The 12387-nt window shown below is 71.4% G+C and carries 11 protein-coding genes; 4 read left to right on the forward strand and 7 right to left on the reverse strand.

All coding sequences use genetic code 11. The annotated features are described in order from the left end of the window. Nucleotides 1-140 precede the first annotated feature (140 nt). Both IEX89_RS23110 and IEX89_RS23115 read right to left on the reverse strand, forming a co-directional pair. Nucleotides 141-1709 carry an ABC transporter substrate-binding protein gene (locus IEX89_RS23110; protein ID WP_188915653.1) on the reverse strand — a complete coding sequence of 523 codons (1569 nt, stop codon included), beginning with the start codon at nt 1707-1709 and terminating at the stop codon, nt 141-143. 190 nt (nt 1710-1899) lie between these two features. Then, the gene (locus IEX89_RS23115) at nt 1900-3021 is read right to left on the reverse strand and encodes a M24 family metallopeptidase (RefSeq protein ID WP_188915654.1); all 1122 of its coding nucleotides are present in this window, start codon (nt 3019-3021) and stop codon (nt 1900-1902) included. 257 nt (nt 3022-3278) lie between these two features. On the opposite strand from IEX89_RS23115, the gene IEX89_RS24565 reads away from it, so the two are divergent. Next, nucleotides 3279-3683, forward strand: coding sequence for a septal ring lytic transglycosylase RlpA family protein (locus tag IEX89_RS24565; RefSeq protein WP_373290638.1), 405 nt, complete (start codon nt 3279-3281; stop codon nt 3681-3683). A gap of 16 nt (nt 3684-3699) precedes the next feature. Here IEX89_RS24565 and IEX89_RS23125 read toward each other — a convergent pair whose 3' ends face one another. After that, nucleotides 3700-4599: a LysR family transcriptional regulator gene (locus IEX89_RS23125; protein WP_188915655.1), complete on the reverse strand. Its 900-nt coding sequence runs from the start codon at nt 4597-4599 to the stop codon at nt 3700-3702. Between the two features lie 107 nt (nt 4600-4706). Here IEX89_RS23125 and IEX89_RS23130 point away from each other — a divergent pair, with 107 nt between their 5' ends. Together IEX89_RS23130 and IEX89_RS23135 are read left to right on the forward strand one after the other, a co-directional pair. After that, the gene (locus IEX89_RS23130; RefSeq protein ID WP_188915656.1) at nt 4707-6299 is read left to right on the forward strand and encodes a proton-conducting transporter transmembrane domain-containing protein; all 1593 of its coding nucleotides are present in this window, start codon (nt 4707-4709) and stop codon (nt 6297-6299) included. Nucleotides 6300-6315: 16 nt separating this feature from the next. Further along, nucleotides 6316-8898 carry a YbcC family protein gene (locus IEX89_RS23135; RefSeq protein ID WP_188915657.1) on the forward strand — a complete coding sequence of 861 codons (2583 nt, stop codon included), beginning with the start codon at nt 6316-6318 and terminating at the stop codon, nt 8896-8898. 142 nt (nt 8899-9040) lie between these two features. On the opposite strand, the gene nusB is transcribed toward IEX89_RS23135, so the two are convergent. After that, nucleotides 9041-9520 (reverse strand): transcription antitermination factor NusB, encoded by a 480-nt coding sequence (gene nusB / locus IEX89_RS23140; protein ID WP_188915658.1) that lies wholly within the window; start codon nt 9518-9520, stop codon nt 9041-9043. A 3-nt stretch (nt 9521-9523) separates the two neighbouring features. Further along, nucleotides 9524-10015 (reverse strand): 6,7-dimethyl-8-ribityllumazine synthase, encoded by a 492-nt coding sequence (ribH, locus tag IEX89_RS23145; protein WP_188915659.1) that lies wholly within the window; start codon nt 10013-10015, stop codon nt 9524-9526. Nucleotides 10016-10246: 231 nt separating this feature from the next. Between ribH and IEX89_RS23150 the strand changes: the two genes are divergently transcribed. Beyond that, nucleotides 10247-11164, forward strand: coding sequence for a DMT family transporter (locus tag IEX89_RS23150; protein ID WP_188915660.1), 918 nt, complete (start codon nt 10247-10249; stop codon nt 11162-11164). Between the two features lie 18 nt (nt 11165-11182). Here IEX89_RS23150 and IEX89_RS23155 read toward each other — a convergent pair whose 3' ends face one another. Both IEX89_RS23155 and IEX89_RS23160 read right to left on the reverse strand, forming a co-directional pair. After that, complete coding sequence (locus IEX89_RS23155; protein WP_188915661.1) at nt 11183-11788, reverse strand: flavin reductase family protein; 606 nt, start codon at nt 11786-11788, stop codon at nt 11183-11185. 11 nt (nt 11789-11799) lie between these two features. Then, a complete protein-coding gene (locus IEX89_RS23160; protein WP_188915662.1) occupies nt 11800-12360 on the reverse strand; it encodes a nitroreductase family protein in 561 nt (186 codons plus the stop codon). Between the last annotated feature and the right edge of the window lie 27 nt (nt 12361-12387).

A 12387-nucleotide genomic window follows, 5' to 3' on the forward strand; every position in this document is an offset into this window, starting at 1 on the left:
AGCAGCCCGGTAGCTCGTCAGGCTCATAACCTGAAGGTCGCAGGTTCAAATCCTGCCCCCGCAACCAAAACAAAAGAAGCCCCGGCGAACCACGCGCCGGGGCTTCTTCGTATCCAAGACTGGAAGACGCTGAGCGCCCCTCACTTCAGCCCGAAATACTTCATCCGCGCCTGGTTGTCCGGGTCGACGTCGATGTCGTAGCTGTCGCGGATCGCCCAGTTGAGCATCTGGTGGTGGATCGGCACGTAGACCATGTCCTCCTTCACCATAGCCCACATCTCGTCGACCATGGCCGCGCGCTTCTCGAGGTCGATCTCCTGGGCGATGCCCTCGATCATCGCGTCGAGCTCGGGGTTGGAATAGCGGGTGTTGTTCCAGCTGCCATAGGCTTCGTTGCGCGTATGGTAGAGGAAGTTGAACATGTACTCGCTGTCGTAGCTCGGCACGCCCCAGCCCAGCATGTAGAAGTCGCTCTCGAGCCCGTTCACCATCGGGAAGAACTGCGCCTTCGGCATGGCGTTGAGGGCGACGTCGATGCCGATGCGCCCGAGCATGCCCACCGCCGCCTGGCAGATCGCCTCGTCGTTGATGTAGCGATCGTTGGGGCAATCGAGCTGGATCTCGAACCCGTCCGGATAGCCGGCCTCGGCCAGCAGCGCCTTGGCGGCCTCCGGATCCGGGGCGGGATAGGCGTTGAGCTCCTCGCTCCAGCCGTCGACGAAGGGCGGCATGATCACGCCCGCCGGCACCGACTGGCCGCGCATGACGACGCGCTGGATCGCCTCGCGGTCGATCGCCATGTTCATCGCCCGGCGCACGCGCACGTCGGCCAGCGGGTTCTCGCCGCCGCCCCGCTCCAGCGTATCGGCGACGTTGAGCCCGAAGAACACCGCACGGTTCTCGACGCCGGTGGCGATCTCGAAGCCCGGCGTCTGGCGCACGCGCTCGATGTCCTGCACCGGCACGTCCTGAACGAAGTCGAGCTCGCCCGACAGGAGCGCTGCGACGCGGGTCGCGGGGTTGGCGATCGGCGTGAACACGATCTCGCTCACCGCCATGGGGAAGGTGTCGCGGCCCCAGTACTCCTCGTTTCGCGTCATCACCGTGCGGGTGTCGAGCTCGCGGGAGACGAGCTCGTAGGCGCCCGTGCCGTTGACGTTCACCGCCGCGAAGGTCACCTCGCCCGAGGCCACGTCCTGGGGCACCTCGGCGTCGTTCGCTTCCACCCAGTCCTTGTCCATCATCAGGATGCTGACGAGGGCGGTGGGCAGGATCGGGTTCGGGCCCTTGGTGGTGATCTCCACCTCGTAGGGGCCGGTGGCGCGCACCTCGGCGACGGACGCGATGAGCCCGCGCATCTGGCTCTGCGGCGACATGGCCCGCTCGAAGGAGAACACGACGTCCTCCGAATCGAAGGTCGCGCCGTCGTGGAAGGTGACGCCCTCGCGCAGCGAGAAGACCCACGTGTTCGGGTCTCCCTCCTTGACGCGCCAGGAGGTCGCGAGCGTCGGCTCGAGCTCGCCGGTGGGGGCGCGCGAGACGAGCGGCTCCATCATCTGCGACTGGATCATGATGGTGACGCCCTCGTTCTGCGCATGCGGATCGAGGGTCATGGCATCGCCCGCGAGACCCCAGCGCAGCGTCTCGGCGCCGGCCGCGGTGGAGAGGAGCACGAGAGCGGTACCGACGAGGAGTGATGTCTTCTTCAAGCTGTTCCCCTTCTTGGCTCGCCGGTTCTGCGGCCGCGAAGCAACCGACCGGCTTTCATGCCCACCGAGCTGATACGCTCTGCGAACATTTGTGCGCACGAGCTAATCAGGTCGTCGGGCGCTTGCCAAGCGGGATTTCGCGCACGACGCAGGGGCGACGCCGCGCGCGAGAAGGCTGCTCTCGGACGCCTCAGCCGATCCGTCGCGCGGTTCGCGGCAGCGCGGAGAGGACGCGCGGCTCCGCCTCCTCCAAGACGACGATGTCCTCGAGCCGGATGCCGAACCGGCCCGGCAGATAGATGCCCGGCTCGATCGAGAACACCATGCCGGCCTCCAGGATCGTCTCGGAGGTGGCCGTCAGGTAGGGCGGCTCGTGCACCTCGAGCCCGAGGCCGTGGCCCGTGCGGTGGACGAAGTATTCCCCGTAGCCCGCCCGCGCGATGACGCCGCGCGCGGCGTCGTCGACCGCCTTGGCCGGCACGCCCGGGCGCGCCGCCGCCATCGCCGCCTGCACCGCCTCCTCGACGACGGCGTGGACAGCGTCGTAGCCCTCCGGGCCCTCCCCGATCACGGCCATGCGGGTCATGTCGCTGGCGAAATGATGGAGCGCTCCGCCGAGATCGATGACGATCGCATCGCCCTCCTCGATCCGGCGATCACCCGTCGCATGGTGCGGATAGGCGCCGTTGGGGCCGCTGGCGACGAGGGTGAAGGAGGTCGAGACGCCGTTCGCCGCAAAGGTCTCGCGGATCACGCGGGCGACCTCGCGCTCGGTCATGCCCGGGCGCATGGCCGCGAAGCCGGCTTCGAGGGCGGCGTCCGCCACGGCCGCCGAGCGCCGGAGCGCGGCGATCTCGCCCTCGTCCTTGCGCGCCCGCAGCGCACCCACCGTCTCGCCGGCGAATCGGCAATCGGAGAGGCGAAGCGCCCGCAGCAGGGTCAGCGCGGCGTCCGCCCGGGCCGTCTCGTCGAGGGAGAGCGTGCAGCCGGGCTTCGCGCCGCAGGCGGCGAGCGCCTCGTCGAGGGCGGCGACGGGGCCGTCCTCGTCGCGCCAGGGGAAGCAGGGCAGATCGGCGCCGGCGCGGGCGATCTGGGCGCGGAAGTCCTCGGAATTGACCGAAGGAACGAGCACGCTCGCCGCCTCGCGCCCGACCAGGAGGAGCGTCGGGCGCTCGTCCGGATGCGGGTGCCAGCCGAGGATCCAGTGCATGTGCGCGCCGGGCGCGAGGGCCACGAGATCGATCCCCTGCCCCGCCATCACCTCCCGCAGGCGGGCGATGCGCGTGGGGGCGGATTGAGCGCTGGCGGCCATGCTGATCCTCGCTTTTCGAACGTCGGTTCGCAAGGCGTACAGGAGAGCGGCATTCCGGGGAAGTGCTCGCGACGCACGCGCGGGTGGGCGCCCTCGCCCACGCCCTCGCCCACCCCGGAGAAGCGTCGCGGCAAATGTGGCGGGCGCCGTCGCGAAATCGCCCCGCGACGTCCCGAAGCGGACCGCATTCGCGCCCGCTCGGGCCGCTCTACACCGCACCGCCGCGAGGCGCCCGACCAACCGACACGGACGAACCAGTGACCCTGATCCGCACCGCGGCCGTCGCCGCCGCCCTCTCCACCGCCCTCCTCTTCCCGCTCGGCGTCGCTCCGGCCCTGGCGAGCCCCGTCGGCAGCGCCGCCGCCGGCATCCACGCCTCGACCGCGCACGCCTCGTGGTACGGTCCCGGCTTCCACGGCCGCAAGACCGCCAACGGCGAGCGCTTCGACCAGAACGACCTCACCGCCGCCCACAAGACCCTGCCCTTCGGCACGCAGGTGCGCGTGACGAACGTGGCCAACGGCAAGTCCGTCGTGGTGCGCATCAACGATCGCGGCCCCTTCGTGCGCGGCCGCGAGATCGATCTCTCGAAGGGCGCCGCCGCGGCGGTGGGCATGCTCGGCTCGGGCGTCGCTCAGGTGCGGCTCGAGGTGATGGGCTGAGGCGCGGCGCGCGCATTCAGCCTCCGCCCCTCCCCTGCAGCAATTCCGCCACGAGCGGATTGGGGAAGCGGCGCTTCGACGTGATGGCGTAGAAGCTCTCCGTCAGCCGCGGCATGCGCGCGTGCTCGACGAGAATGCCGGCCGCGAGCTCGTCGCGCACCACGATGGGGGGGACGAGCGTCAGGCCCGGGCTCTCGCGGGCGAGGAGGCGCAGCATCGCCATGTCGTCCACCTCCGCGAGGATTGTGGGGCGCACCCGCGCCTCGTCGCACAAGCGCTCGAAGGCGTGGCGAATCTCGCTCTCCGCGGAGGGAAGCACCATCGGCGCGCCGTCGAGATCCTCCGGCACGCGAAGCGCCCCCGGTCCCCAGTGGCGCTCCTCGGGTCGCGATCGGCCCACGATCGAGACCGGCTGCTCGTCGAGAAGCCGGCTCTCGCGCGGCGACGCGGCATCGCGCGGTGCGGCCGCGTTGGCGAGGACGAGGTCGAGCTCGTGGGCGTCGAGCCGCGCGAGAAGCTCGCGCAAGGTCCCAGAACGCAGGACGAGATCGAGATCCGCGCGCCCCAGCAGCGGCCCCAGCAGCGCGAGCTGAAAGTTGCGCGAGAGCGTGGCGATCGCCCCCACGCGCAAGGTCCGCCGCGACGCCCCGGGGCGCTCGCGCAGGGTTGAGACGAGCTCCTCGCCGGTCTTGAAGACGCTGTCGGCGTAATCGAGGGCGATGCGCCCCGCTTCCGTGAGCTCGAGCCGCTTGCCGGCGCGATCGAACAGCGTGTGGCCGAGCTGCTCCTCCAGCGCCTTCAGCTGCACCGAGAGCGCCGATTGGGAGACGTTGAGCCGGCGCGCGGCACGCGTCAGCCCGCCCTCGTGGGCGATGGTCCAGAAATAGCGAAGATGGTGGTAGTTCAGGCTCGCCATGGAATTGTTCTACTGAAACGAACGTTTCCTTGCAATCTTTGAATTTTCCAGAAGCAATCCACAGGCCTATATCCGCTCCGGAGACGTGAGATTCCGGAGAAACCCGTATGTCGGCCCTCATCGCCTGGCTCCCAGCCCTCGGCCCGCTTGCCCTCCTCCTCGTCGGATTGGCGATTCCCACCGCCCGCGCCAATGCCGAGCCGCGCGCCATGGCGCGCCGCGCCCGCCTCGCCGCCTTCGTGGCGCTCGGCGCGAGCCTCGCCACCGGCATCGCGGTGATCGTGTCGGGCCCGCTCTACACGGGGACGCTCGGCATAGGCGGCGTCGGCCTCGCGCTCTATGCGGACGCGTTCTCGGCGCTGATGCTCGTCCTCGTCTCCTTCGTGGGCACGATCGTCGTCGCCTATTCGAAGAACTACCTCGACGGCGACGAGAACCAGGGGCGCTTCTTCAAGCGGCTGTGCGTCACGCTCGCCGCCGCGCTCCTCCTGATGGGCTCGGGCAACCTCTTCCAGCTGGCGCTCGCCTGGATCGCGACGAGCCTCGCGCTGCATCAGCTCCTCGTCTTCTACAAGGACCGGCCACAGGCCGTGCTCGCCGCGCGCAAGAAGGCGATCGCGAGCCGGGCGGGCGACGCGGCCCTCCTCGTCGCGGCGGCCCTGCTGCTCGGCGTCTTCGGCACGCTCGAGATCCCGGTCATTCTCGTCGAGGCCGCCACCATGGCGCAGGCCGGAACCGCGCCGGGCGCCGTCCACGTCGCGGTCTTCCTCGTGGTCGTCGCGGCGCTCGTGAAGTCCGCGCAGTTCCCGCTCCACGGCTGGCTCGGCGAGGTGATGGAGACGCCCACCCCGGTCTCGGCGCTCCTGCATGCGGGCATCATCAATGCCGGCGGCTTCCTCGTCGTGCGGCTCTCGCCGCTCGTCGTGCTCTCGGCGCCCTCGATGGACGTTCTCGCGCTGATCGGCGGCTTCACGGCACTCTTCGGCTCGCTGGTGATGCTCACCGTGCCGAGCGTGAAGGTGGCGCTCGCGTATTCCACGATCGCGCAGATGGGCTTCATGCTGCTGCAATGCGGGCTCGGCGCCTTCTCGGCGGCGGCGCTCCACATCGTCGCGCACGCCCTCTACAAGGCCCACGCCTTCCTCTCCTCGGGCTCGGCGGTGGAGACGATCCGCTCGGCGGCGCCCGCGGGCCCGGCGACGCTGCCCAATCCCGCGATCTACGCCGCGACGCTCGCGGCCTCGATCGCGCTGACGCTCGCCGTCGGCGCGCTGTTCGGCACGAGCGTCCTCGACAATCCCGGCGCCTTCGCGCTCGCCGCCGTCGTGGCGCTCGGCGTCGCGCATTACCTCGCGAGCGTCCTCGCGGGCGAGAACGCCGCGAAGGCCATGGGCTCGGCGCTCGGCCTCGCGACGCTGGTCGTCGTCGCCTATTACGCGCTCCAGACCGGGGCCGAGGCGCTGCTCGCGGGCGCCGTCGCGCCCAACCTCGCGCTCGAGGGCACGTTCGACGGGCTCGTGGTCACGCTCGTCGTCGCCTCCTTCGCCGCCGCGCTGGCGCTCCAGACCTTCGCCCCGGCGCTGTCGCGCCACCGCGCCTTCGCGGCCCTGTCGGTCCACCTCGCCAACGGCCTGTACGTGAACGCCTACGCCACGCGGCTCGTCTCCCGGCTCGCGCCGGTGACGGCGAAGAAGTCCTGATCCGGAGGATCGTGCCATGACGAAGAAGACCCTCGCCGACCTCTCCGCGGACGGCACCGCCCTCGCCCGCGCCGACGCCGCCGACGACGCGGACACCGGCACCACTCTGGCCAGCCTGGAGGCCGAGGTGACCCGCGCCTGCGGCCGCATCGCCCCGCTCTGGCCGCTCGAGCACTTCGTGGCGGTCAACCCGTATCTCGGGCTCCTCGAGCAGAGCTTCGCCGAGGCCGCGACGACGCTGGCGCGGATCTCCGGTGCGCGCCTCACGCTGCCGCGTGGGCACTACGCGGCCAAGGTCGACGCCGGCGAGATCGCGGATGCCGACCTCGCGCAGGCGCTGCGCAAAGCCGCGAAGGCTCAGGCGAAGACGAGCGGCGAAGCCTCCGGACTGCCGGCGGACGTGGCGGCGCTGAAGGCGCGGATGCGCCAGGACGTGCCCCCCTCCCCCGTCGCGATCACCGCCGCCGAGGCGATCGACCGCGCCACCGGGCGCGACCCCGCTGCCGGCGCCGCCGCGCTCGTGGTGGAGGAGATATCGAAGTTCTGCGCGCGCTATTTCGACGAGGGCCAGGCGCTGTGGCGGGTGCCCGCGCGCGACCGCGGTCTCTACGACGCCTGGCGGGCGCAGGCCGCCTTCGACTTGACGCCGGAGGTGATGGGCTTTTCCGGCTTCCGCGCGGCGCTCGACAAGCTGCCGGCCGATCCCATGGCGGCCATCGCCGTGGCGGTCGCCGATCTCGGCGTGCCGGAGGGCGCGTGGGCGCCGATGCTTCACAAGGCGCTCGTCTCGATCAACGGTTGGGCCTCCTACGCGCGCTATCTCGTCTGGCAGGCGGAGCTCGACGGCGGCTCGGACCCCGTGCTGCGCGACCTCCTCGCCATCCGCCTCTCCTACGACGCCGCGCTCCTCGCCGTCGTCCCGCAGGCGCGGACGACATGGGAGGAGGCGCTCGCGGCCATGAGCGCGCCGGTCGCCCTCGACCCCGAGCGGGTCGTCGACGCCGTGCTCCAGGACGCGGCGGAGATCGCGCATCGGCGCGGGCTCGTGTCGCGGATCGTCGACGCCAATCGCGCGTCGCACACGCCCGCAGTCCAGGCACCGGAGCGGCCCGTCGCTCAAGCGGCGTTCTGCATCGACGTGCGATCGGAAGTGTTCCGGCGGGCGCTCGAGACGGTGGCGCCCGGCGTGCAGACCATCGGCTTCGCCGGCTTCTTCGGCCTGCCCATCGAGGTCGTGCCCTTCGGCCGGCATCGGGGCGGCGCGCAATGCCCGGTGCTGCTCAAGCCCGCCTTCGTCGTCTGCGAGGACGTGTCGGGCGCGAGCGAGACGGAGCGCACGGAGCTCGCGGGATCGAGGCGGATGCGCCAGGAGGCGGCGAAGTCCTGGAAGACGTTCAAGCAATCCGCCGTCTCCTCCTTCGCCTATGTCGAGGCGGCGGGCCTGCTGTTCGCGGGCAAGCTCGTCGGCGACGCCCTCGGGCGCACCCGGCCCGTGACGCATCCCGCCGCCGACGGCCTCGACGCCGCCACGACGAAGCGGCTCGTGCCGTCGATCGCGCCCGGCGAGATCGGCGGACGGCTCTCCGGCATCACGCTGGAGCAGCGCATCACGACGGCGAAGACCGTGCTGAAGGCGATGTCGCTGACGGGGCCCTACGGCCGGCTCGTCATGCTCGCGGGCCACGGCTCGTCGACGGTGAACAATCCGCACGCGTCGGGCCTCGATTGCGGCGCCTGCGGCGGCCACACGGGCGAGGCGAACGCGCGGGTGACGACGGCGATCCTCAACGATCCCGACGTGCGCGCCGCCCTGAAGGAGGCCGGCGCCGGCGTGCCGGACGACACCTGGTTCGTACCGGCGCTCCACGACACGACGACGGACGAGGTGCATCTCTTCGACACCGCGCTCCTGCCGCAGAGCCACGCGCACGACCTGGCGCAGCTCCAGGCCTGGCTCGCCCAGGCGGGCGCGCTGACGCGGCTCGAGCGCGCCGCGCTGCTGGGCCTCGACACGCCGGGCGCGCAGGTCGACGCGCAGGTGCGCGCCCGCTCGACGGACTGGTCGCAGGTGCGCCCGGAATGGGGTCTCGCCGGCTGCGCGGCCTTCGTCGCCGCACCTCGCGCGCGCACCCGCGGCGTCGATCTCGGCGGGCGCGCCTTCCTGCACGATTACGAGTGGCAGGCGGACACGGGTTTCGGCATCCTCGAGCTGATCATGACGGCGCCGATGGTCGTCGCCTCCTGGATCAGCCTGCAATATTACGGCTCGTCCGTAGACAACCGCGCCTTCGGCTCCGGCAACAAGGTGCTCCACAACGTGGTGGGCGGCCTCGGCGTGCTCGAGGGCAACGGCGGCGACCTGCGGGTCGGCCTGCCGCTGCAATCGGTCTCCGACGGCACGCGCCTCGTCCACGAGCCGCTGCGGCTCAACGTCTTCATCGAGGCGCCCATCGAGGAGATGAACCGCATCGTCGCCAAGCACGAGGCGGTGCGCCACCTCGTCGACAACGGCTGGCTCCACCTCTTCCAGCTCGCCGACGAGGGCAAGACCGTGCGGCGCTACGTCGGCGCGCTGGCGTGGGAGACGCTGGAGGGGTGAGACGCGGGAGGCGGCACCTCCCCGCAGGGGAGGTGGGCCGAGCGGAGCGAGGACCGGTGGGGGCGAGTTATCGACCCTCTCGCCCCCACCCCTCGGCCTTCGGCCGCCGACCTCCCCTGCGGGGAGGTGTCGGGCGCGGCATTTACCGCCCCTTGGCGAACTCCTCCGCGCGCACATCGTGGGCGATGGCGTCGAGGACGGCGTTGACCATGCCGGGCTCGTCCTCGCCGTAGAAGGAATGCGCCACCTCGACGTATTCCGTGATCGCGACGCGGGCGGGGACGTCCTTGCGGTACATCAGCTCGTAGGCGCCGCCGCGCAGGATCGCGCGCAGCACCGCCTCGACGCGCTTCAACGGCCACTTCTCGGCGAGCGCGCCGTCGACCTTCACGTCGATGGCGCGCTGGTCGCGCACCACGCCCGTGAGCACGTCGCGGAAGAAGTCGAGGTCGGACGGCGCGGCCTCGACGCCCTCGACCTCGCGGCCGATCCAGAAGGCCTCGAACTCGGCGAGCGCATCGATCACGCCCTTGCCGGACACGTCCATCTGGTAGAGCGCCTGGACGGCGGCGAGGCGGGCTGCGGCACGGGCTGCGGCACGGTTTGGCTTGGGGCTCGCCATGGCTCAGCCCTCCCCGCGCAGGCGGCGCGCGATGTGCGCGAGGCCGAGCGCCGCGCGCGCGGCGCCGCCGCCCTTGTCCATCTCCGACACCCTGGCGCGGACCCAGGCCTGCGCCTCGTCCTCCACCGTGAGGATGCCGTTGCCGAGCGGGATCTTGCGGGCCACCGAGAGGTCCATCAGCGCCCGCGCGCTCTCGAAGGCGACGATGTCGAAATGCGCGGTCTCGCCGCGAATGACGCAGCCGAGCGTCACGACGGCCTCGTAGGGGCGCCCTGCCGCCGCGGCGGCGTCGAGCGCGATGGCGACGCAGGACGGCACCTCGAGCGCGCCGTCGACGGTGAGCACGTCGACCTCGGTGCGCGCCTCGGCGCAGGCCGCGCGGGCGCCCTCCAGGAGCGCGTCGGCGATGCCGTCGTAATAGCGCGCCTCCACGATGAGGACGCGCGCCCCCGGAAGGGGCGCGAGCGGGCGGCTTTCGGCGTGCGTGGCGACCATGGCGGCGTGTCTCGTGCGATCGGGAATTCTCGGGCGCCTCAGTTAAGGGGCGCGGGCTCGCAGGGCAAGTGCGCCATCGCTTTCGAGTGCGGCATCGGCTTCGGGCCCGGGGCACGCGCCGTCGCGCGGCCCCGCCATGCGCAGGATGCGCAGCCGATGGCGCGTCGACGCACCTTCTCGTGAGCCCGCGCGCATGCCTAGATGGTGGGCAGATCCCCCGGACCGGCCCACGTGAATCCCGCCCTCGGCGTCAGCCTCAAGATCCTCTCCGCCCTCGCCTTCACCCTGATGGCGGCGTCGATCAAGCTCGCCTCGGAGACGTTTCCCACGGGCCAGCTGATCTTCTTCCGCTCCGCCTTCGCGCTCGTGCCGCTCCTCGCCTGGCTCGCGGTGACGGACACCGTCGTCAACGCGGTGCGCACGCACAATGTGAAAGGGCACCTGCTGCGCAGCATCATCGGCGCGACCGGCATGGTGCTCGGCTTCTCGGCGCTCGCCTACCTGCCGCTGACGGAAGCCGTGGCCATCGGCTACGCGGCGCCGCTCATCGTCGTCGTGCTGGCGGCGCTCCTCCTGCGCGAGACCGTGCGGGCCTATCGCTGGAGCGCGGTGGGCGTCGGCTTCGTGGGCGTGCTGGTGATGCTCTCGCCCCGGCTCGGCTCGGAGGCGCTGGCGGAGGGCGCCTCCGTCGGCGCGATCTTCGGCATCTGCGCGGCCTTCTGCACCGCGGGCGCCACGATCCAGGTGCGGCGCCTCACCGCGACGGAGCGCACCGGCGCGATCGTCTTCTACTTCACGGCGGTGACGACGCTGATCGGCCTCTCGACCATCTTCTTCGGCTGGGTGATGCCGACGCCCGGCGCGCTCGCCATGCTGATCGGAATCGGCATCCTCGGCGGCATCGGCCAGATCCTGCTCACCGAGAGCTACCGCTACGCCGACGCGTCGCTGGTCGCGCCCTTCGAGTACACGACCATGATCTGGGCGACGCTGCTCGGCTGGTTCCTGTTCGGGCAATGGCCGCAGGCGGCGGTGATCGCGGGCGCGGTGCTCGTGACCGCCTCCGGCATCTTCGTCATCTACCGCGAGCGCAAGCTCGGCCTCGAGCGCCGCAAGGAAGTGGAGATGTCCTCGCAGCGCCCGGGCTGATCCTCGTCCCGTTGATCGTCACCCTCCCGGCGGGCGGGTGATCGAGAAGCGCGTCTCCTCGGTGGCGACGAAATAGTCCCGGTAGCCCGCCCGCGCGATGGGCTTCATCGCCGCCGTGTCGAGGAGGCCGTCGACGAGGAAGCGCTCGTCGATGTGCACGCCCACCACCTGCCCGATCGCCATGTGGTAGCGCGTGACGCCCTCGAGCGAGGTCAGCGGCACGATCTGCAGGAGCTTGCATTCGAGCGCCACGGGGCTCTCCGCCACCCGCGGCGGCGCGACGAGGCGCGAGGGCGCGGGGGTGAGGCCCGCATGCGCGAACTCGCTCTCGCCGCGCGGCAGCGGGGCGGAGGTGGCGTTCATCGCCTCGCGCAGGTCCCAGGTGGCGAGCGAGCAGACGAACTCGCCGGTCTCGCGCGCGAAGGTGAGCGCGTCCTTCTCCCCGTCCGACGAGAAGGCCACCATGTGCGGGCGGTCCGAGACGGCGTTGAAGAAGGAATAGGGCGCGAGGTTCACCCGCCCCTCGCGATCGAGCGCGCTGATCCAGCCGATGGGGCGCGGCGTGACGATGGCCTTGAACGGGTCGTGCGGCAGCGGATGGCCGGCGGCGATCTCGTAGAACATGGTCGCCCCCCTCAAAGCCGCGTGACGATGGCGGCGAGCTCCGGGCGCGGCCGGTCCGACATGCGCATGCGCGGCGTGCCGACATGGACGTAGCCCGCCACCTTCTCGTGCGGCGAAAGGCCGAGCGCGTCGAGGATCCGGCGGTCGTAGGCCACCCATTCCGTGATCCAGCTCGCGCCGAAGCCGTGCGCCTCCGCGGCGAGGAGGAGGTTGAGGCAGGCCGCGCCCGCGGAGAGGACCTGCTCCCATTCCGGGATCTTCGGGTGCGGCGCCGCGCACGAGACGACGGCCACCGTCACCGGCGCGCGCGTGAAGCGCCCGCGCTCGACGGCGCGCTCCTCCTCGCTCGCGTCAGGCCTGTCGGCGACGAAGGCGGCTTCCACGGTCTCGCCCAGCCGCGCGCCCGCCTGCGCGTCGATCACGACGAAGCGCCAGGGCGCGAGCTTGCCGTGGTCGGGCACGCGCGAGGCGATGCGCAGCATGTCGTCGAGCGTCGCGGCGTCGGGGCCGGGCGCCTCGAGCTGCTTCGCCGGGGTGGAGCGGCGGGTGTGGAGGGCGTCTCGCAGGGTCATCGCATCCATCATCTGTCCACAATCGAC

The sequence above is a fragment of the Salinarimonas ramus genome, assembly GCF_014645695.1.
Lineage (GTDB): Bacteria > Pseudomonadota > Alphaproteobacteria > Rhizobiales > Beijerinckiaceae > Salinarimonas > Salinarimonas ramus.